Origin of the sequence: Dactylosporangium sp. NPDC005572, assembly GCF_040605515.1 — a bacterium.
Lineage (GTDB): Bacteria > Actinomycetota > Actinomycetes > Mycobacteriales > Micromonosporaceae > Dactylosporangium.
The window spans coordinates 1-22592 of the sequence record NZ_JBEXCY010000083.1; the positions used below are offsets into that span (position 1 = coordinate 1).

Sequence of the window (22592 nt, forward strand, 5' to 3'; positions counted from 1 at the left end):
GCCGAGGGGATGCCGCCCGACCGGGTCATCCTCGGCCACCTCGACGAGCACTTCGCCGGCGAGGTCGCGACGTTCGCCGGAGCGGTTGAGCAAGGTGATCCGCCCAGCTCCACGCCGGGCGAGGTCCTGAGCGAACTCGAGGCCGACGCGACCGGTACCACCGACAATGACCACCTCGGTCAGGTCGCCGGGCTCGGTGTCCCGATCGGCCCGCTCAAGCCGCTTCGCGTGCAGTACGCCATCACGCAGCGCCAGCTCGGACTCCCCCGCCGTGTGTACCGCGGCCAGGATCTCCCCCGCCCCCGTCGGCGACTCCAGGACGGCGGCATCGATGTCGAGATGGCCGAACCGGGTGCTCGGGCATTGCGCGACCAGGCAGCGGCTAGCGACGCCGGCTGCGGCGTGCCACAGCTGGGGCACCTCGCCCTCGCCCACCGCCTCGCCGTTGACGGTCACCACCCAGCAGGCGCCCGCCGCGTCCACCAGGGGCAGCCACTCCACCGATCCGGACAGGTAGGCACCGAGCCGCGCCGACGCCGCCCGGCCGTCCATCACCGGCTCCGGCGGCAGCAGCACGACCGCGACATCGTCGCGGTGCAGCGGCAGCCCCGGCTCCCACCGGCAGCCGACCGCCCCGTGCCGGGCGGCCTGGGCGGCGATGGCTGCGGCCGGTTCGGCGCAGTTCCCGGTCGGGTCCAGGACTACCACCCGGGTGGGCCGGATCAACGCCCGGCGCCGCAACGGGGTCCAGGCCTCGACCCATCGGCGGGGAGGCCGCCCGTCCGCGACCTGGGACGGGGTGATTGCGGGCCGCGCCGCCGGCTGCTTGACCGCCCACATCGGACGTTCGGTCAGCACCGTGTTGGGGAACCCTGGGAGCGGCAGCGTCCGGGCGGCGTCGGCGGCCCCACGCAGTACCGACCAATCGAAAAGCTCGTCGTCGACGGCCACGGCACCGAGGGCCCGAGTGAATTCGGACAGGTCCTGGGCGTCCCGCCGTGAGGTGCCCACGACCAGGGGCCGTTCGGGCAATCCGGCGGCGCCCACGGTGGCCTCTACGGCGCTCTGGAGGGTCGGGTGCTCGGCAGCCTCGACGAATACCGTGCTCCCCGCGGCGAGCGCAGCCTCGACCGCCTCGTCGAACCGGACCACGTTACGCAGGTTCAGAAACCAATAGCGGCCGGCGTCGAGCCCGCCGGTAATGCGCTCGCCGCCCAGGGCCGAGCTGAAACATTCGATGGCCGGGGGCCGAAAGGTCGGGTACTCGAGGTGGTGATGCAGGTCGGTGATGAGGTCGTCCTTCAGGGCCCACATCCGGGAAGTGTGCGCGGGGAAGCTGAGCCCGATCTCCCGGGCGAAGCGGCCGGAGGCCCGGACGGTGTCGACGAGTTCGGCGACCGGGCCGGCGTCGCCGGAGACGCAGACGGCCTCCGGCGCGTTGACGACGGAGAGCTCGGCCCGGCCGTCCGAGCGCGCCAGCAGGCGGGTGCAGTCCTTCGGCGATATCCCGAGCAGGGCCACGCGGTGCTCGTCGGTCCCGAACGCGGCCAGCAGCCGGGCACGGGTCACCACGACCCGCAGCGCGTCCGCCAGCGGGATGGCGCCGCTCACGTGGGCGGCGGCGATCTCGCCCTGGGAGTGGCCGATGACGGCGTGCGGCACCACCCCGACAGAGCGCCACATGGCCGTGATGCCGAGCATCTGCGCCAGCAGCGCCGGCTGCACGGTCCGCACGTCACCGGCCTGCGGCGCGTCGGCGGGGAGGTCGCCGAGCAGGTAGTCGCGCACCGACATGCTGTGCTCGCGGCGCAGGATGTCCTCGCAGGCGTCTACGACCTCGGCGTACGCGGACGACGATGTGTAGAACAACCGGCCCATCCCGGGCCGCTGGCTGCCCTGGCCCGGGTACACCAGCGCGATGCGGCGCGGACGCGCGGGCCGCTCGCCGACCGTCGCCCGGTCGTCGGGCTCGTTGGCGGCGACCGCATCGAGCGCCGAGACCAGGTCGGCGGGTCCGGAGACCGCGGCGAGCGCACGGTGGCGGCGGACCCGCCGGGAGCGGGCCAGCATGTCCGCGACCTCGGCCGGGGTCACTCGGGGGTGCTCGCGCAGGTAGGCCGCCACCGCGGCGGCTTCGGCCCGCAACTGGGCCGGGCTGTCGCCGCTGAGCAGGACGCCCATGCGACCGTCCGGTAACAGGTGGCGCGGCGACGCGACAGGGGTCATCGGGCGTCGTCCTCGGCGCCGGCCGGCATCGTGACGATGAGATGGGTGTTGCTGCCGCCGATGCCGAACGCTGACACGGCCCCGACCCGCTGGCCGTCGAGAGCATCCCACGGCTCGCACTTCGCCGACAGTTCAAGGCCCGAGGCGTCCCAGTCCATCCACGTCGCCGGCGTCTCCGCCCACAGGGTCGGCGCGTACCGTCCGAACCGGCCGCACAGCAGCAGCTTGATCAGTCCGATCACGCCGGCCGCGGCCTGGGTGTGGCCGAGGTTCGACTTCGCCGAGCCCAGCCGGATCCGGCGCCCGGCCGCGGCCGCGGCCGCGCCGTAGGTGGCACTCAGCGCGGCGAGCTCGATCGGGTCGCCGACCGCGGTGCCGGTGCCGTGCCCCTCGATGAGCCCGACCGTGCTCGGATCGATGCCGGCAGCGGCGACCGTCTTGTCGATAAGCCGCTGCTGGCCCGTCTGTCCCGGCACGGTCATCGGCGCACCGGCACCGTTGTGGTTGTTCGTCGAGGCGAGGATGCGGCCGAGGATCCGGTGGCCCGACCGGCGGGCGTGGGCCGCCGTCTCAAGCACCAGGACTCCGGCACCCTCGGCCCACACCGTGCCGCCGCCCGACTCGCAGTAGGGCCGGCAGTGCCCGTCGGCGGACAGCGCGCCGTTCTTGGCGAACTCAACGAACATCAACTCCGACCCCATGACGGTGACGCCGCCGGCCAGGGCCGTCTCGCACTCGCCGAGCCGGATCGCGTTGCAGGCCACGTGCACCGCGGACAGCGAGGCGGCGCAGCCGGTGTCGACGGTCAGCGAGGGCCCCATCGCGCCCAGGTTGTGCGAGATACGCCCGGCGATGGCGCTCAGTGAGGTCCCGCCGAGCAGATAGCCGTTGTGGTCGTTGATCGAGGCCATGGACGGGCCGTAGTCGTTGATCATCGCACCCATGAAGCAGCCCATGTCCGTGCCAGCCGCCGTCTCCGGGTTGATGCCGGCGTTCTCCAGCGCCCGCCACGCCACCCGCAGCCCGACCCGCTGCTGGGGGTCCATGGCCACGGCCTCCCGCGGTGAGATACCGAAGAAGCCGGGATCGAAGTCGGCGGCGCCGTCGAGGAAGCCACCCGCGTCCGGAACGGCGCTCCACCCCTCGCGGTCGCCGAGCGAAGCCAGCAGCTCCAGGTCCCAGCCCCGGTCGGTGGGCATCGGCCCGATGGTCTCGCGGCCGTCGGCCAGCACCTGCCAGAACTGCTCGGGGGTGCTGACCCCGCCGGGGGCCTCCACCGCCATCCCCACCACCACGACGTCGTCGTCGCCGATCGGCGCGGTGCCGCTCATCGGCTGGCCTCTGCGCCCGCGGTGGCGCCGAGCGTCTCGGCGATGCCCTCGACGTTGTCGTTGAGGTAGAAGTGCCCGCCGCTGAACAGCGATACCGAGACGCCGGCAGTGGTGTGCCGCCCCCAGCCGTAGAGGTCGGCGAGCGACACGATCGGGTCGCGGTCGCCGTCGAGGGCGACAACCGGCGCGGACACCGTGACGTCCGGCTCGCAGGTGTACGCGTCGATCGCGGCGTAGTCGGCCTTCAGCACCGGCAGGGCCATCCGCAGGATCTCCCGACTCGCCAGGATCTCGGCGCTGGTGCCCTGCAGCGCGGTGAGCCGGCTGAGGATCTCCTCGTCCTCGCTCGGGTGCGGCGGCAGGTCGGCGATCTGGCTGGGCGCCACCACGGCCGAGACGGCGAGGGTAGCCACCGGAACCCCGGCCGCCTCGGCCGCCCGCGCGAACTCGAAGGCGACGATCCCGCCCATGCTGTGGCCGAACAGCGTCACCGGCCGGCCGCGGTGATACGGCGAGGTGGCGAACTCCGCCAGCGACGCCCCGCCGAGCTCGGCGATCGAGGTGGCAGCCGGCTCGGCCAGCCGGTCCTGGCGCCCCGGGTACTGCAGCAGGTACACGCTGAAATAGGCCGAGAACGCCTTCGAGAACGCGCGGTAGGAGGCCGCGCCTGTCCCGGCGTGGGGGCAGATCACCAGCGGCGCCGCGTCCGGTCGGCCGGGCGCGTCGAACTGGCGGAGCCAGCCAAGGGATCGCGTCACTACATGCTCCTCACTGCCACAGCCGGCGCATCGCGAGCTGGCCCTGGTCGTTGTCGTCGAGCACGGATGTGTCGCCGAGCCGGGCGTCGGGCGACGTGCCGATGGCGCGCAGCGTCTCGACGAACGCCGCCTGGATGATCTTCACTTCGTGGTCGTCGAACGACGCCGGCGCGTAGGACAGCACGATCAGCACCCGTTCGTCGGGGAAGACGCTCAAGCGCAGCGCATGCTCGGACGCGCCCCGGCCGGTGAAGGTGAGCAGCTCGAGGCCGCGCCGGGCCAGGAAGGTCTCCAGTTCGGCCCGGCCGGATGGGTACGACTGGAACGAGACCATGGTGTCGAACAGCCGCCGCACGCCGGCCACCCGGTGGGCGGCGGTGATCGGGTACTGCTCGAACTCCATCAGCTCCGTGCGGCGCACGCGCAGCAGCTCCAGCAGCGAGCGCCAGGACTGCGCCGGGTCGAGCTCAACCACCCGCGGCACCGTGTTGGCGTAGGAGCCGACCGCGGTCTCGATATCGGCGATGTCCGTCGGCCGCCCAGCAACCACCTCGCCGAACACAGGCCGGTCGGTGCCGGTGAGCTCGCGCAGGACGTTGGCCCAGGCAAGCTGGCAGACCGAGCTGAAAGTGGTCGCGGCATCGGCCGCGACTGTGCGCAGCGCGGCCACCAGTGCTTCCTCGAGCTCGAACTCGTAGTCGACCGGAGGCTCGGTGGCGCTGCTCTCGTGGCCGGCGGCGACGATCGTCGGCTCGGTGACCAGGGCCAGGTACCGCTCCCAGGCGGCGTCGGCCGCGTCCCGCCGGCCGTGGACGTCGGCGAGAAACGCGGTGAAGGTGGGCGACTCCGCCGGCCCCACGAAGCCGGTGCGGGTGGCGTAGTCGCGGAACACCTCGCGGGTGATCAGCTGACCTGACCACCCGTCGGAGATGATGTGGTGGGCGGTGAGCACCAGAAGGTGCTCGTCGCCGGGCAGGTGGACCACCGAGCCGCGCAGCAGCGGGCCCCGGCTCAGGTCGAACTGCGCGACCAGGTCGTCGTTGAGGAGGTGCTCCAGCCGGTCGGTGATGTCGCCGCCGCCCTCGCGCAGGTCGATCTCGGCGAGCCCGAACGAAGCCTGCGCCGGGATGACGGCGACAGGGGTGCCGGTCTGCGTGACCACGAACGCGGCGCGGAGGTTGGGGTACTGGTTGATGACCAGCCGCGCCGATTCGGCCAGTCGGTTGGTGTCGAGCTCGCCCCGCACGCCGATGACCATCTGGAAGGAGTAGATGTCCCGGCCCGCAGCGCCCAGGCTCGCGAGGTAGATCGCCTCCTGCATCGGGGCGAGCGGGTGCACGTCGGCGACGTCGCCGTAGCGTAGCTGCCAACGGTCGAGGTCGGCCTGGCCGACCGCGTCGGCCAGTACGGCGCTCGGAGTCAGGTACCGGCCGGGGCGGGCGCGGACCGCGGCGGCGAGGTCCCGCAGCGCCGCCAACCAGCCGTCAGCGATGGCCTGCGCGTCGGCGGCGGGCAGCGCCGACTCGGGGAACCGGAACGCGGCCTCGAGCCGGGCCGCCCCGCCGTCGGCGAGAGCGGCCGTGTTGACGTCGAGCACGGCCGGGGCGGGCAGCGACGGATCGGCGTGCCCAGACAGGTACGGGAACTCCGCGGCCGGGCTCCACTCCCGCTCCGCCGACGGTTCGGGCACGGCGAAGCGCCCGAGGTAGTTGAAGCTGATGTGGGGCACCGGCCGCTGGGCGAGGACCCCGGCCGTCTCGGCGTTGAGGTAGCGCAGCAGTCCCCAGCCGATCCCCGCGTCCGGGACGGCCAGCAGCCGCTCCTTGACCGCCTTGAGCACGTCGACGACCGGGGCGTCGCCCTGCGCCGCGAAGGTCACCGGATAGGTGGACGTGAACCAGCCGACCGTCGACGTCAGATCGGCGTCGCGGAACAGGCTCTCGTCGCGGCCGTGCCGCTCGATCGTCACGGACACCTGATCCCCGGCTTCGGTCCCGCGCACCTGCCGCACCGCGTGCACCAGCGCGGCCACCTGGATGTCGGTGAGGTCGCACCCGAACGCCTCGGTGACGACGCTGCCGAGGAACTCGGTGTCGTCGGTGTCCAGCGTCACGGTGATCTCGCGGATGGTCGCGACGGTGTCGACGGCCGGATCGAGCGCCCGGCCGCCCAGCGGCGGCGCGGCGGTGACCTCGGCGGCGCGCCAGAAGCCGGTCTGCGCGACGAAACGCTCGGACCGCGCAGCCTCAGCGAGGCTCAGGGCCCAGGCCTTGACCGGGGTGGCGCCGGGTCTCCGGGTGAGTGTGCCAGCCCACAGGCCCGCGAGGTCCTCGTGCAGGACCCGCCAGGACACGCCGTCGACCACGAGGTGGTGGATGACCATCAGCAGGCGGCCCGGCCGTGCGTCCCCACGGTGCACGAAGGCGGCGGCGACCATCGGCCCGGCCGCCGGGTCCAGGCGCCGGCCCGCGTGGCCGAGCTCCTCGGTCAGCACCGACGCGAGCTGCGGCCACCGTTCGGCGTCGACGATCCGCTCGACCAGCGACACGGCGTTGTCCGTTGCCGAGGCCGGGATGACGAGCGCGGGCTCGCCGCCCGCACCTCGCCCGACCGTTGCGCGCAGCACTGGATGGCGGTCCACCAGCAGCCGGAGGACTGCGGTGATGTCCTCGGCGGTGGCGCCGGCGGGCGTGACGAGCGTGGTGGCCTGGCCGTATCCGGCGTAGTCGGTGACCTTGTCGAGCAGCATCGCGGCCGCCGGTAGCATCGGTACCGGGCCGGATTCGTCGTCGATCCGGGCCAGCTCCGGAGCGTGGCTGACCGCGACCTCCTCGGTGGCGGCGGCGATCCGGGCGATCGTCCGGGCCTCGAAGAGCGCCTTGGTGGTGATGTGCAGGCCGCGCTGCTTGAGGGCGGCGGCCATCCGGATGGCGCTGATCGAGTCGCCGCCCAGCCGCAGGAAGTCGTCGTCGGCGGCCAGTTCGGTGTCGGCGGAGAGCTCGAGCCCGGCCCGGACGACTTCGGCGACGAGGTGCTCCCGGTCCCCGCGCAGGGCCCGGCCCGCTCCCGAGGTGTCGGCGTCCGGGGCCGGGAGGGCCTTCTGGTCGAGCTTACCGTTCGGGGTCAGCGGCAGGGTGGCCAGGCGGGTCAGGAACGACGGCACCATGTACGGCGGCAGCCGCTGGCCGAGGTACGCCCGGATCCGCTCGGCGGGTTCGTCGCCGGCGCCAGCCGTGGCGGGGTCGGCGACGTAGTAGGCGGCCAGCATCGAGCGGCCGTCCCGCCTGATCGCGACGGAGGCGGCGGACGTGATGCCGGGGACCTGGCGCAGCACGGTGTCGATCTCGCCGAGCTCGATCCGGTGTCCGCTGATCTTGACCTGGTCGTCGGCCCGGCCGATGAACTCGAGGCGGCCGCGGGCGTTCCAGCGCACCAGGTCGCCGGTGCGGTACATCCGCTCGCCCGGGTGGGCGCCGAACGGGCTGGCGACGAATGCCGCCGCAGTCAGGCCGGCGCGGTCGTGGTACCCGACGGCCAGCTGCGGGCCGCCGAGGTAGAGCTCGCCGACCACGCCCGGCGGCAGCTGCCGCAGGCGCTCGTCGAGCACCCACACGCTCGAGTTCGACTCCGGGACGCCGATCAGCGCGCTGCGGTACTCGGACCGGCCGGTGACCGCGCTGAAGTCTTCGAAGGTGATGTCCATGGTCGCCTCGGTGGGGCCGTAGAGGCCCACGACGGGGCAGCCGAACGCCCGGCCCGCCTCCTCTGCTAGCCAGGGCGTGACCGCCTCGCCGCCGGTGAACAGGAAGCGCACGGAGCGCAGGCGATCCTCGCCGGGTCCGGCGTCGAGAAACGCCCGGAGCATGGTCGGGACGAACGACAGGACGGTGATGCGGTACCGCTCGATGCACTCGGTCAACGCCTGCGCGTCCATCCACCACCAGCCGGGGCGGCCGAGTACCAGGGCGGCGCCCAGTGTGAGGGCAGCGACGATCTCGCCCACCGACACGTCGAAGCCGATCGGCGTCTTCTGCAGGACGCGCTCGTCCTCGATCATGCCGAAGTGGTTGCGCATCCACTGCACCTTGTTGGCCACCGCGAGGTGGTTGACCACGACGCCCTTGGGCAGGCCGGTGGTGCCGGAGGTGTAGATCACGTAGGCGGGGTCCTGCGGCCGGATGGGGCGCTCAAGCTCGCCCGGCTGGACCGGGTCGCCGCGGTGCGCGGCCAACGCGGTGTGCACCGCGGGATCGGTGAGGTCCAGCATGGGTACCGTGGGCGAACCGAACGACCGCTCCGGAGTGAGGCTCCGCAGCACGATCACCGGTCGGGCGTCGCGGATGATGTATTCCACCCGGTCGGCTGGCAGGTCGGGGTCGATCGGCACATACACGCCCCCGGCCCGCAGCAGGCCGATCACCATCACCGGCAGCCACTCGCTGCGGTCGGCGTGCACGGCCACCGCGTCGCCGGGCCGGACACCTCGGGCGATCAACAGCCGGGCGCACTGGTTCACTCTGCGGTCGAACTCGGCGTAGGTGAGCTCGACGTCCTCGAACACCACCGCGGTGCGGGCGGGATGGTGGGCGGCGGTCTCCCTGGTCATCGCGTCGATGGTCAGCGGCGCGATCTCCATGTCCGGCCCGCGGCTCCAGCCGTTCAGCCGCGTCCGGTCGCCGTTCGACAGCATGGCCAGGTCGCCGATCGTGACGTCGGCGTCGGCCGCCACCAGGGTCCGGTCGAGGTACTCGTGGAGCCGGTCGACCGTCGTGGCGTCGAAGAGGGCGGTCTGGTAGGTGACCTGGACGTCGGTGCGGTCGTCGAGCAGGAACACCTCGACTGCCAGCGGGAGGAGTGCGGCGCCGTTGTCGATCAGCTCCCAGGTGGTACGGCAGCCGGGCAGCTGCGGGCCGTCGATCTTCCGGTCGAGGAACAGCACCAGCGAGTCGAACAGGCCGGCGCCGAGGTCCGGGTTCACCCGTCTGGCTGCCCGCACCGCGTGCTCGTACGGGAAGGTCTTGTGCCGGAAGGTCTCGGTGTTGACGTCGTGCACGTGGGCGACGAGGTCGGCGAACGTGTCGCCGTCGGTGGCGGCCAGGCGCAGTGCGAGGGTGTTGCTCAGGTTGCCGATGAGCAGTTCCTGGCCGGCCTCCTCGCGGTTGGCGACGGTGGTGCCGACGACGATGTCGTGCTGCCCGGTGAGCTGGCGCAGTGAGACGTAGTACGCGGCCAGGAACACCTCGAAGGGTGTGCGGCGCAGCCGCCGGCTCAGGGCCCGCAGGGCGGCGTCGGCCCCGGCCGACAGGGTGCGGTCGACGCGGGCGCCGCGCGTGCCCGCGTCGGCCGGGCGGCGGTCGAACGGCAGCTGTAACGCGTCGAGTTCGGCAGCGAAGGTCTGCTCCCAGAAGGCCATGTCGGTGGTGTGGTCGCCGCCGGCGAAGCGGCGCTGCTCCCACTCGGCGAAGTCGGCCACCTGCCGGTCGAGCGGCGGGACCGTGATCCGGCCTTCGAGGGCCTGCGGGTAGAAGCGCTCGAGGTCGCGCGAGAGCGCCGCTAGCGTCATGCCGTCCCACGCGATGTGCTGCATCAGCACGACGGCGACCAGCCGCTCGCTGTTCAGCCGGACCAGGGTCGTGCGCATCGACGACTCGGCGCTGAGGTCGAAGGGCTCGGCCACCACGTCCTCGACCAGCTCCCGCAGGCGCCGCTCGGCCTCGGGCTGGTCGCGTAGGTCGACCCGCCGGCACCGGATCGGCAGCTCGCGATGGATGCGCTGGTACGGTTCGCCGGACTCGTCGACGTGGTAGGTGGTGCGCAGCACCTCGTGCCGGCGTCCGACGGCCTTGAAGGCCGCCTGCAGTGCACTGTCGTCGACCGGTCCGTCGAAGGTGAGGGCGAGGCAGAGATTGTACACGACGCTGTCTGGGGCGAGCTGCTGGTAGGTCCAGATGCCGCGCTGCGAGGACGACAGCGGCGCTCGCTCCACGTCCGCTCGCCGGGGCACGCCGTCGTCGGGCGTGACCATGCCCTCTGCGACGAGCCGGGCCCGTATCGCCGCTTCCACCGCGTCGAACGACCGCATGTACGCGTCTCCCCCCTGACGTCTGTCCGATGTGGACCAACCGGCTCGCGCTAGTAAGGATAGGCTAACCTAATTCTAGCCCGGAGCGCTAGCCGTCAGCCGCCATCCCCGGGCCTGGTCCCGCTGCTGGCAGAACTGCGCGTAGCGCCCCTCGCGCCCGCTGAGCTCGGCGTGGGTGCCGCGGTCGACGATCCTCCCGTCCTCGACGACCAGGATCTGGTCGGCGTGCGCGACCGTGGACAGTTTGTGCGCGACGACCACCACGGTCTTGCCCTCGGTGAGCTCGCGCAGCCCGCGGACCACGACGGCCTCGTTGTGCGGGTCGAGTGCACTGGTGGCCTCGTCGAGCAGCACGATCGGGGCGTTCTTGAGCAGCGCCCGGGCGATCGAGATCCGCTGCCGTTCGCCGCCCGACAGGTTCGCCCCGCGCTCGCCGACGACGGTCGCCCAGCCGTCGGGGAGACGCTCGACGATCTCGTCCACCGCGGCGATCCGCGCGGCCCGGCGGACCTCGTCGTCAGTGGCGTCCGGCCGGCCGATCCGGACGTTCTCCTCGATCGTCTGGTTGAACAGGTAGACGTCCTGGAACACCGGCGAGATCTGCGCCATGAGACGCTCCATCGACATCTCCCGCACGTTCTGGCCGCCGATGCGGATGACGCCAGCGTCGACGTCGTAGAACCGGGCGGCCAGGCGGAGGATCGTCGTCTTGCCCGAGCCGCTAGGCCCCACGATGGCGGTCGTCGTCCCGGCTGGCACGACGAACGACTGGTCGCTGGCCACCCGAGTACCCGGAACATATCCGAACCCGACGCTGTCGAAGGTGATCGAGTTGTCCGCTGGCGGGGTGTCGACGTCCGGGTCGCGGACCTCTTCGGCCCCCAGCAGCTCGTGCACGCGGTCCACCGCGGCGGAGGCGGCGCGGGTGGCCGGGCCGACCTGGGCAAGCAGGGTCAGCGGCTCGATGAACCGCGCGATCACCACGATGAGCGCGATCGCCGATCCGGCGGAGACCCCGCCCCCAGTGGCCCAGGAGATCGCCAGGAAGACCAGGGCGAGGAAGACCAGCTGCACGACCAGCGTGAACGCCGCCAGGCTCGGCACGGACGCCGCCGTCAGCGCCTTCGCGGCGCGCTGCTGCTTGGCCAGCGCCAGCTCCAGTCCGCGGGTGCCGCTGCCGACCGCACCGAACGCGCGCAGCGCCGGCTGGGCCACGGCGAACTCCAGCACCCGCCCGTTGGCCTCGGCCGCGGCGGCGTGCATCCGGTCGTCCACACTGCGGTAGGAGCGGCCCGCGACGGCGTTGACCAGGGCCATCACCGGCAAGCCTACGAGCATGGCTGCGCCGAGGTGCCAGTCGACGAACAGCATCCCGACCGCGATGCCCAGAGGGACCGCGATGCTGGCGACCAGAATGGCCAGCAGGCGGGCGAAGATGCCGAGCACCTCGCGTACCTCGCCCACGACGACCCGGGCGATGCCGGCGGAGTCGCGGGCGGTGAACCAGCCCAGCGGCAGCGTGCTCAGGTGGTCGCCGAGGCGGTTGGAGACCCCGCGCAGCATACCGACCCCGATCCGCAGGCCGAGCATGGACTGTTGGTAGGACGCGACCGCGGCGACCGCGACCGCACCCGCAAGCACCGCGAGCCAGATCGCGGCGGTACTCCAGTCACGCGCGAGGAACTCATCCAACAGCGGGACCAACACGACGTAGGCGGCGGCCTGCGCGATGCTGTTGACGCCGATTGAGGTCAGGAACGCCGGCAGCGGACGGCGGGCGTCGGCCGGCACCAGAGCCAGGGCCTTGCGGATCATCTCAGACCAACTCCTCGTGCGTGCCGGGCTCCGCGAGAATCGCCATCGCCTCCTCGTTCGTCTGCCACAATCGCTGGTACAGTCCGCCGGACCGGCGCAGCGTCGGATGGTCACCGCGTTCGGCGATCCGCCCGTCGGACAGGACCAGGATCTGGTCGACCTCGGTGATGGTGTGCAGCCGGTGGGCGATCACCAGCACCGTGCGGTCGGCGATCAGCGAGGCGAGGGCGTCCTGGACGGCGGCCTCGGCCTCCGGGTCGGCGTAGGCGGTGGCCTCGTCGAGCACCAGCACCCGGCTGTCGGCCAGCAGTGTGCGAGCGATCGACAGCCGCTGCGCCTCGCCCCCGGAGAGGATGGCGTCCACTCCGATCTCCGAGTCGTAGCCCCGCGCAAGGGCCACGATACGGTCGTGGATCTGCGCGGTACGGGCCGCGGCCTCCAGTTCCTCCGCTGTGGCCGACGGTCGGGCTAGCCGCAGGTTGTCGGCCACCGTGCCGCGGATGAGGTGCACCTCCTGCAGGACGAAGCCGACGATGCGGTAGAGCTCCTCCAGCGACAGCTCCCGCACGTCGCGCCCGTCGATGAGTATCGCGCCGTCGGTCACGTCGTAGAACCGGGCGAGCAGGCGGGCCATCGTCGACTTGCCTGAGCCGCTCGGGCCGACGAGGGCGGTCACGGTGCCGGGGGCGAGCTCGGCGCTCACCTCGCGCAGCACCGGCTGGTCCTTGCGGTAGCCGAAGCCGACGGCCCGGAACTCGACCCTGCCGGGACCGTGCGGCGTCGCGTCGCGGCTGTCCTCGCCGCCCGGATCGCCAGGTGTCGGTGCCGGCGTCGCGAGCTCGGGCAGTGCCTGCAGCTCGCGCAGGCGGGTCGCCGCGGCTGCCCCGGCCCGCAGCGCCTGGGCGCCGTAGGCCAGCCCGAGCAGGCTGGCGCCGAGCCCGACGCCGACGAGCAGGAACGGCACAAGGTCGATCGGCTCGACCCAGCCGGCCGCTGCCATCCCGAGCGAGGCCGCGGTGACCACGAAAGTCAGGAACACCGGCGTGAGCAGGACGTCGGCCGAGGACTGGATGCGGGTCATCGGTAGCTTCCAGGCGTTGAGCGCGTCGGCGTACCGGTCGACGGCGTCGCGGAAGCCCTTGTGCGCCCGGCGGGTCTGGCCGAACGCCCGGACCACCGCGATACCGTCGACGAACTCGACCGTCATGCTCTCCACGGCCTGTTCGCCGCGATTGAACAGGCCCAGCCGGGCGTTGTGGGCCGGGCTCATCATGGTGTTCAGTGCGAACAGGTAGGCGATCACTGGGACCAGGAGCACCAGCGTCAGCCTCCAGTCGACGAAGACCAGGTAGCCGACGGTGACCAGGGGAATGACCGTCGCGTTGACGTTCTCCAGACGCGCGTGGGCGACGAGGTAGTGCAGCGCCTCGACGTCGTCGGCCAGCAGCCGCTTGACCTGCACGGAGCTGCGCTCGTTGAACCAGCCCAGGGGGACCCGGGACAGCTTGGCGGCCAGCTGCCGACGCAGCGCGAGCTGGAAGCCCGCATCGATCTGGTGCGTCCAGATCAGCCCGATCACCTGCAGCACCCCGCGCAGCGCCAGAACGATGAACGCCGCGACCACCAGGCGGGTCACCGTGCCGGTGTCCACGGGGTCCCGCAGGAGCCGCCGGGCCGCCTCGACGATCAGGATGAACGGCACGACCGCGCAGACCGCGGCCGCGGCGACGAGCAGTCCGGCCAGCGAGATCGAGCGGTCGACCGGCGCAAGCAGCTGCGCGGCCGCCGCCTTGTCCCGCCGGGCCTGCTGCTTGAGGGCCACCCGGTCCGGCGGCGGGGTCGCCGAGGGCGGCGACAGCGCCCATCCGCTGGCGGACGCTCGCGCCTCGGCCCCAGCGTGGTCGGTGTTCGGCGCCATCACCGGTCTCCCATCTGTCGGCCGGGCGCGCCCAGCCGAGCCTGCAATGCTGCCAGGACGGACGCGTCGAGGCCGGAGGCCGACATGGGTTCGGCCGGGGACGGCGAATCCGGAGCGGTCTGCGCGGCCTCGACGCCGGCCTGATCGATCTGCGCCGCGAGTTCGTGTAGCACCGGATGCAGGAACACGGTCTGCACCTCGATCGGCCGGCCGTCCGCCTGCAGCCGCGCGACCAGTCGCAGCGCTGCCAGGCTGTCCCCGCCCAAGGCGAAGAAGGTGTCCTCGCGGCCGACCTCGGCATCGTCGTCGAGCTTGAGGACGGCCCGGATCGCCATCGCGAGCGCCTGCTCGCTCGCGCCCCGCGGCGGGCCGCCAAGTCCCGTCAGCCGCGCCAGCTCCGGCTCTGGCGGCAACGCATGGTCCGGGGCACCTGCATCGCCGGCGCCGGGCCGGCGCTGCTCACCCAACGCGCGGCGCGGGTCGGCGGCCCATTGCGGCGCGAGCGCGGCGAGGCGCGCGGCGAACCCATCGATGTCGTTGGCCGCGGCCAACTGCGGGGTCGCGGTCACCTCGATCGAGCACCCCGTGGCCTCCGGCCACACCGCGAAGGCCAGGTCGGCCCCGGGCGGTACGGCAGTACGGTGGGCCCAGGCCTGCACCTGGTGCCCGTCGAGGACGAGCCGGGGCGGCGCGGAACGGAACCTGGAGTAGGACACCTGGAAGGGTGGCAGCGGCGCGCTGCCGGCCAGCGCCGCAATGCGCTCGATTCGGGTGCCCCGGTGGGCCAGTGCCCGCTCGGCGGCTGACGCGATCGCACCGGCCAGCTCGGCCGGGCTGCGGTCCGGGTCGATGCGGACCCGGCAGACGAGGCGGTTCGCGAAGTGGCCGACGACCGTCTCGGCGCCGGTGGGACGGTCGGCGTCGAGCACACCGATCGCGATGTCCACGGCGCCCCACTCTCGGTGGATCGCGCCGGCGATGAGCGCGAGCAGCGCCGCGTCCGGCCCGGCGGCGTCCACGTGGACGCGGAGGGTGATCTCGTCCGCGGTGATGGTCCGTGCATTGGACACCGGAACGACCCGGTCCGGCATCGCGGCCAGGTGCTCGGCCCAGTAGCCGAGGTCGGAGTCGGTCGCTGGCGTGGCGGTGGCCGCGCGCAGCTGCGCGGCGGAGAAGTCGCGGTACTGCGCAGGCGGCGCACCGTCGTGCGCGGCCGCGTAGCCGCGCGCCAGTTCGTGGACGATCTGCGCCAGTGCCGCGTCGTCGGCGGCGAGTTGATGCACCGTCACCGACAGCACCACCCAGTCCCCAGTGCCGAACGCCGCGAACCGGATCGGCAGCTGCGCCGAGGGGTCGATGGCGGTCGCGGCATGGCCGTCGACCGCGCGTCGCACCGCCGCGTCGTCGACGGTGTCGTCGGCGGTGTCGACCTTGACGTGCTCAACGACCTGCGCCGGTGTGTCGAGCACTCGCTGGTACGGCAGGCGGCGGTCGGCCGGGTAGATCGTGCGCAGGATCTCGTGGCGCCGCAGCAGCAGCTGCGCGGCCGCCTCGAGGCGCCCGGGGTCAGGCGGGGGCGAGATCATCCAGGCCGCGTGCAGGTTGCGGCTGACCAGGCCGGACCGCTGCTGCCGGATCAAGGCCTGCTGGGTCAGCGAGAGCGGAACGCGGTCGGCGCCCTGCGCGAGGGGTGCCGGATCCCGGTTGTTCGCGAGTCGCTCGGTCAGAAGCTTGATGTTGGACTCGGTCATGACTCCCTTTCGGCGACCGGCGGAGACGACTTGGCGAACCAACGGGACGGGACGGCACGCGCGGTCTCATCCATCGACACTCGACCTAAGCCAGCGTAGGCTAACCTAACTTTCGCCGCTATGGCATCCCGGTGCGATGCCGGATGCCCGCATGCCTCTGCTGGAACCGATCGATGGAGGACACGCCTCGATGGCCCCGGAGATTGCCGATATCGTCGCCCTCTCGCCCACGCAGCGGGCGATGTACCTGGTCAGCGCGAGCAGCCCGGACGTCGACCCGTACAACGTGCAGTTCTCGGTGCGGCTGAGCGGTCTGACCGACGTCGGGCCGGTCCGGGCGGCGATCGAGCAGCTGCTGCGCCGCTACCCGCATCTCGCCGCGAGCGTCGTCTCGGCCGGCCTGCCCCATCCGGTGCTGGTGGTACCGGCGGCACCGCACGCGCACTGGGAGGAGCGGGACCTGCGCGGCGCGCCCGCGGTGCAGCTCGCCGCCGACGAGGTCTACCGAGCCGAGGGACGCCGGAAGCTGGACCTGACCGGCGGGCCCCTCACCCGGGTGGTGGCCGCCCGGCTGGCCGAACGCGAGCACGAGCTCATGTTCACGATCCATCACGTCGTGGTCGACGGCTTCTCGGTGCCGCTGCTCTACGGCGACCTCGTCGCGCTGCTCACCGGGGCCGCCGACGCGCTGCCGGCCGCCCTGCCGATCCGAGAGCACGCGGCCTGGCTGGCCCGCCGGCCGGTCGACGCGGCGATCGAGGCCTGGCGGGCCGCCCTCGATGGTCTCGCCGACAGTCCCACCCTCGCCCCGCCCGCCCCGGCCGACCTGCCCGAGGTCGGCGAGGCGCGGCTGAGCCGGGCCGACGGCGACGCGGTGTCAGCGTGGGCGCGGCGCCACGGTCTCACCCTCAACACGGTCTTCCAGCTGGCCTGGGCCCGGGTGCTGTCCGGGCTGACGTCGCGCGATGACGTGGTGTTCGGCCAGACCACCACCGGCCGCGACCCGTCGCTGCCGGGCGCCGAGCGCATGGTCGGCGGGCTCATCGCCACCGTCCCGGTCCGGGTCCGGGTGTCGGCGGGGCCTCCGGCCGAGGTCGGTGTGGCGGTGCAGCGCGAGGGTTCGCAGCTGCGCGCCCACGATCACCTCGGGGTCAACCAGATCGCGTCGGCCGTCGGGGTGGCCACGCTGTTCGACTCGCTGTTGGTATTCGAGAATATCCCCGTGGTCGGCGCGGACGCCTGGGTCGAGCTGCCCGGCGGCGGCCGGCTCGGCACCGGGCGCATCGACTCGTTCACCCACTTCCCGGTCGTCGTGGTCCCGATCGTCATCGACGGCGAGATCATCACCCGGGTGGAGATCCGCCCCGATCTGGTCCCCCGCTTCCGTCCCGAGGTCCTCGCCCGGCGGTTCCTCGCGGTCGTGCGGCGGATCATCGAGGCGCCAACCCTGTCGTCGGTGGCGGTGCTCCTGGACGGGGAGGCGGCCACGACCGGGCCGGCGGCGGCGCCGGACGAGTCGATGCACCGCACGGTGCCACAGGCGCTCGCCGAGGCGCTCGACGCGCGGCCTCCGGCCTCGATCGCGGTGATCGACCGCTGGGGCGCGCAGACGGTGCCGGACTTCGGCGCCGCGGTCCGGACCCTGACCGAGGAACTGCTCCTGCACGGCGTACGGCCGGACGACCGTGTCGGCGTGATGCTGCGGCGAGACCGGCGCGTGCTGCAGGCGCCGTTCGGCGTGGCCGGCACCGGCGCTCTGTGTGTGCACCTCGACCCGGACACACCCGCCGGCCGGCTTGCGTCCATTCTGGACGGTTCCGGCGTCGGCGTCGTGCTGGCCGAACCGTCGCACCGGCCGCTGGTCGATGCTGTCGCCGAGGAGCTCGGCCGGCCCATCCGCCTGCTCACGCCGGACGGAGCCGGACACCTCTCCCCCGCGCCAGCACCCGCCGCCCCCGAGGCACCGGTGCCGCCACGGTTCCACCCCGGGCGCCCGCTGTACGCCATCTTCACCTCCGGCACGACCAACCGGCCGAAGGGCGTGGTGACCTCGCACCGGGGGCTGCTGGCATTTTGGGCGCATCACGCCCGGCGCGTCTACGCGCCGCTGGTGGCCACGCTGGGGCGCACCCTGCGGGTCGGGCACAACTGGTCGACCGGCTTCGACGCGGCCTGGCAGCCGACCGTGGCCCTGCTCAGCGGCCACACGCTGGTGATCGTCCCGGACGAGGCCCGCAACGACCCGAAGCGGCTCGTCTCCTTCATCACCGAAAACGACGTGGACTTCATGGAGACGTCACCGTCGATGTTCCTCCGGCTGGCCGAGGCCGGCCTGCTCTCGGGGTCGCCGGGCGAGGAGGCGTGTTTCCTGCGCATCCTCGGGCTTGGCGGCGAGGCGATCCAGGACGACACCTGGCAGCGGCTACGGCGGCTCGACGCGACGCGCGTGCTGAACTTCTACGGCCCCACCGAGACCACCGTCGACGCCTTCATGGCCGACGTCGCCGATCACGAGCACACCTCGATCGGGGCTCCGACGCTGACGATGACGGCGGAGGTGCTTGACCACCGGCTGCGGCCCGTGCCGACCGGCGGCGTGGGCGAGCTGTACCTCTCCGGTCCCCAGCTGGCCATGGGGTATCTCGGTCAACCAGGGCTCACCGCGGCCGCCTTCGTTGCCGGTCCGGACGGCCGGCGCCGGTACCGCACCGGCGACCTCGTCTGCCTCATGGCCGACGGCGGCGTCGCCTACCTCGGCCGGGTCGACAACCAGATCAAGATCAACGGCTATCGGGTGGAGCCGAGCGAGGTCTCCGCGACCCTGCGCCAGCTCCCCGGCGTGCGCAATGCGGAGGTACTCGTGGACGTCCACAAGGGACGGACCCGGCTGGCGGCCCTGGTCGTTTCGGACCATGCCGCCGCCGCGATCCGCGAAGCCCTCACCGACCGGCTCCCGCACTTCATGGTGCCGGCCCTCATCGTGAACGTCGACCAGATTCCGTTGAACCGAAACGACAAGCTCGACCTGGCCGCCGCGGCCCGGATCATCGACACAGCCCGGCCAGCGGCTGGCGGTGCCGAACCGATCACCTCGACCGAGGCAGCCCTGAGCGAGGTCGCCGGCCTGCCACCGGACACCGCGCTCGCCGATGCCGGGCTCGACAGCCTCGCGGTCATGGACCTGGTGACGAGCCTGCGCCGGCGCGGCTACCAGGTCGACGCGGCGGACGTGTTCGGCGCCGCCGATCTGCGCGAACTGGGGCACCTCCTCGATGGGCGCCCCGGCCCGCGACCGGATCAGCCGGGCTGAGCCGCTCGGGTCAGACGCTGGCCCGGGCCACCTCGAGCAGGAGTGCCGAGGCCCGCTCCAGCTGGGCGACGTCCCCGCGGCCGCGCAGCAGGCGGGCCAAATTGCGCACGGTGCGCGCGTCGAACAGGTCGACGATGAAGGCGTCGCGGGCCAGCAGCAGGCCCCGCACCTTGGCGATGAACGTCGTCGCCGAGAGCGAGTTGCCGCCCGCCTCGAAGAAGTCGGTTTCGACGCCGAAACGCTCCACCTCCAGCACGGCGGACATGATGTACTCCAGGGCCGCTTCGACGTCGTCGGAGGGGACCACGTAGGCGTCCTGGAACCGCTCGGCCGTGCCGGCCGCGAGCCGCGCCACGACCTGGGCCCGGTCGGTCTTGCCGTTGCGGGTGACCGGCATCGCGTCGAGGACCTCGACCGTGTCCGGGACCATATAGGTGGGCAGGACCTGCGCGACGGCGGCGCGGACCGCCGGTCCGTCCGGGCCGGTGCCGGCGACGGCGGCGACCAGGCGGGCCGCCGGTTCGCCCAGGACGGTGGCGACCGCGGCGGTGACGCCGGGCTGTTGCAGCAGCGCCGCCTCCACCTCGCCGAGCTCGACGCGGTGGCCGCGCAGCTTGATCTGGTGGTCGCGGCGGCCCAGGAAGTCGACGGTGCCGTCGGGCCGGTAGCGGCCGCGGTCGCCGGTGCGGTACCAACGCGTCGTGCCGATCGTCAGGAACCGCTCGGCCGTCTGCCGCGGGTCATTGTGATAGCCGCGGGCGACCCCGCGGCCGCCGATCCAGATCTCGCCGGGCACCCAGTCGGGGCAGTCCTCGCCTCGGCCGTTGACCACGCGCAGGGCCACGCCGTCCATCGGCACGCCGTAGGGCAGGTACGTCCAGTCGGCTGGCGTGTCGTCGGTGAGTTCGCAGACCGTGGAGTGGATCGCGGTCTCGGTGGTACCGCCGAGGCCGACGAACCGCAGCCCCGAGCCGGCCGCGCGCAGCCGGCGGCCCACTGCGACGTCGACACGGTCGCCGCCGGTGAGGACCAGCCGCACGGGCGCGATGGCCGCCTGCCCGGCGGTGTCGGCGAGCATCGCGATCAGGCCGGGGGCCGCGTTGACGATGCTGACCTGTCGGGTGGCGATCACCGCGCACCAGGCGTCGGGGTCGCGGGCGGTCGCGGGGTCGAGGCACGCGAGGGACCCGCCGTAGCCGAGCGCGCCGAAGATGTCGAGCACCGACAGGTCGAACTCCAGCGCCGACAGCGCGATCCACCGGTCCTCGGCGCCGACGTCGAAGTGCCGGGCGATCGCGTCGACGGTGGCCGCGGCGGCGGCGTGCGGCACCTCGACCCCCTTTGGCTCGCCGGTCGAGCCGGAGGTGAACAGCACGTAGGCGAGGTCACCGGGTTCGGCCTCGACGGGTGCGGCGGCCGGATCACCGGCGAGGGCGGTGCCGAGATCGAGGGCGGAGCCGGGTCCGGCGCCGTCCGTGACTACCACCCGGACGCCCGCGCGCCCGACGATCGCGTCGCGCCGCGCGGCGGGCAGATCGACGCTGACTGGTACGTAGGCGGCGCCGGCCGCCAGCACGCCGAGCACCGCAGTCACCTGGCGCGGCCCACGCGGCAGGTGGATCGCCACGCGGTCGCTGCGGCCGACGCCAGCCGCAGCGAGCGCCGCCGCCAGTCGCAGCGCATCCGTCGCGAGGTCGCCGTAGGTCTGTGTGGCCTCGGCGCCCCAGACCAGGGCCGGGCGCCCGGGGTCCGCCTGCGCGAGGTCGAAGAAGCGGCCGTGCAGCGTGCGCACCGGCAGGTCCGCGGCCAGCGCCGCGTTGATCGCGGCCCGCCGTTGCGCCTGCCCCGGCGGTGGTACCGCGAACCGGGCCGACTCCCAGTCGAAGACCGGCTCGACGACCGCTTCCAGCAGCGCGATGAAGCGGGCGAACATCTCGTCGACCACGCCGGCGGGCAGCGCGTCCCGGCGGACGTCCCAATTCAGCAGCATCCCGCCGTTCACCTCGGCGACCTGCGCATCGAGGTCGACCTGGGGGCCTTGCGAGATGATCCACACCGGTTCGCCGAAGACGTCGGTCACAGCGCCGGAGAACAGCTCGCCCAGGTTCAGGCCGGAGGTGAACACCACGGAGGGCGTCACCGCACTGCCCCGGTGGCGGCCGAGGTCGCGCAGGACGTCGAGGCCCTCGTAGTCGCTGTGGGCCGAGGTTGTGTGCAGCGCGTGGCCGAACTGCCGCGCCCGCTCCAGGAGCGGCAGACGCTCGGTGAGGTCGACGTCGAGCAGGACGGAGTTCGTGAAGTCGCCGACGAGCTGGTCGACCTCGGGGTGGATCGGCTCGCGGTGGAACAGCGGAATGTTGAGCAGGAACCGTTGCGTCGCCGACCATCCGGCGATCACCTCGCAGAACAGCGTGGCCAGCAGGACCGCTGGCGTGATCCCGTGGCCGAACGCCACCTCCTCGAACCGCCGCTTGCGTCCGGCGTCGAACCAGTGATGCCGGCGGATGCTGCGGGTCGGGTCGGCGCGCTCCGCCTCGTTGACCGTGGGCAGGTCCGGCACGTCCGGCAGGTCGGGGATGCGCTCCTGCCACCAATGCTGATGGCGGTCGTCGGCGGCGGATCGCCGGCGGGCCGCCAGGTACTCGCGATAGCTGTAGCCGATGGGCGGCAGGGCGTTGTCGGAATCTTTGATGTAGTACTCGGCGAGGTCGGCCAGGATGCGGCGGTAGCTCATCGCGTCGGCGGCCAGCATGTCGACGTCCACGTGGATGCGGTGCGCACCACCCGGCAGCAGCGTCGCCGCAACGTCGATGACCTGGCCGGCCGAGACGTCCAGCTGCTGGTGGCTCTTCGCGTCCCGCACGTCGTCGAGCCGGCGGGCGAGGTCGGCCTCGTCGGTGAGGTGGCGCAGGTCCGTCGCCGACCATACGCCAGCCGGGGCCCAGTCGAGGATGCGTTGGGTGCCGTTGTCGCCGAATGCGACTCTGAGCATCTCGTGCCGCGCAATGGTGCGCCGCAACGCCCGCTCGAGGCGGTTCGCGTCGATGCCCGCGCCGTCGAACTCCACGTAGAGGTGGGCCGCGACTCCGCCCAGACGCTGACCCTGCTGTCGGCCGATCCAGTACGCGTGCTGCATGGTGGCCAGGCCGAACTCGTCGCCGTCGTCGGCGCCGCTGTTGTTGTTCTCGATGGCCGCGGGCTCGGCGGGCGAGACGCCGAGCAGTTCGGCCCAGCCGTCGAGCGTGGGGTGCAGCGCCATCGCCGAGTAGTGGATCTGGTGTCCGGCCTTGCGCAGGCGGCCCGCGAGCTTCATCAACGCCAGGGAGTGCATGCCCAGCGCCATGAGGTTGTCGTCGGCGGCGATGGACTCCGGTCGGATCCCGAGTTCTTCGGAGATCATC

At 72.7% G+C, this 22592-nt stretch carries 9 protein-coding genes; 1 reads left to right on the forward strand and 8 read right to left on the reverse strand.

Going from position 1 to position 22592, the window contains the following annotated elements; genetic code table 11:
- From ABZS66_RS32280 to ABZS66_RS32310, 7 genes are all read right to left on the reverse strand, one after another.
- A partial coding sequence (locus tag ABZS66_RS32280) for an acyltransferase domain-containing protein (RefSeq protein ID WP_354764304.1) occupies positions 1-2226 on the reverse strand: 2226 nt, incomplete at its 3' end.
- On the reverse strand, positions 2223-3557 hold the full coding sequence (locus tag ABZS66_RS32285; protein ID WP_354764306.1) for a polyketide synthase: 1335 nt from the start codon (positions 3555-3557) through the stop codon (positions 2223-2225). The genes ABZS66_RS32285 and ABZS66_RS32280, both read right to left, overlap by 4 nt.
- Complete coding sequence (locus ABZS66_RS32290) at positions 3554-4315, reverse strand: alpha/beta fold hydrolase (protein ID WP_354764308.1); 762 nt, start codon at positions 4313-4315, stop codon at positions 3554-3556. Before ABZS66_RS32290 ends, ABZS66_RS32285 begins: the two co-directional genes overlap by 4 nt.
- Before the next feature lie 10 nt (positions 4316-4325).
- Positions 4326-10397: an amino acid adenylation domain-containing protein gene (locus ABZS66_RS32295; RefSeq protein ID WP_354764310.1), complete on the reverse strand. Its 6072-nt coding sequence runs from the start codon at positions 10395-10397 to the stop codon at positions 4326-4328.
- 75 nt (positions 10398-10472) lie between these two features.
- Positions 10473-12212 (reverse strand): ABC transporter ATP-binding protein, encoded by a 1740-nt coding sequence (locus ABZS66_RS32300; protein WP_354764312.1) that lies wholly within the window; start codon positions 12210-12212, stop codon positions 10473-10475.
- Between the two features lies 1 nt (position 12213).
- Entirely contained in the window at positions 12214-14130 is a 1917-nt protein-coding gene (locus ABZS66_RS32305; protein WP_354764314.1) for an ABC transporter ATP-binding protein, read from the reverse strand.
- Positions 14130-15881 (reverse strand): condensation domain-containing protein, encoded by a 1752-nt coding sequence (locus ABZS66_RS32310; protein ID WP_354764316.1) that lies wholly within the window; start codon positions 15879-15881, stop codon positions 14130-14132. The genes ABZS66_RS32305 and ABZS66_RS32310 overlap by 1 nt, the downstream gene beginning before the upstream one ends.
- Before the next feature lie 190 nt (positions 15882-16071).
- Between ABZS66_RS32310 and ABZS66_RS32315 the strand changes: the two genes are divergently transcribed.
- On the forward strand, positions 16072-19191 hold the full coding sequence (locus ABZS66_RS32315) for an AMP-binding protein (RefSeq protein WP_354764318.1): 3120 nt from the start codon (positions 16072-16074) through the stop codon (positions 19189-19191).
- A gap of 10 nt (positions 19192-19201) precedes the next feature.
- On the opposite strand, the gene ABZS66_RS32320 is transcribed toward ABZS66_RS32315, so the two are convergent.
- Positions 19202-22591, reverse strand: coding sequence for an amino acid adenylation domain-containing protein (locus ABZS66_RS32320; RefSeq protein WP_354764320.1), 3390 nt, complete (start codon positions 22589-22591; stop codon positions 19202-19204).
- Between the last annotated feature and the right edge of the window lies 1 nt (position 22592).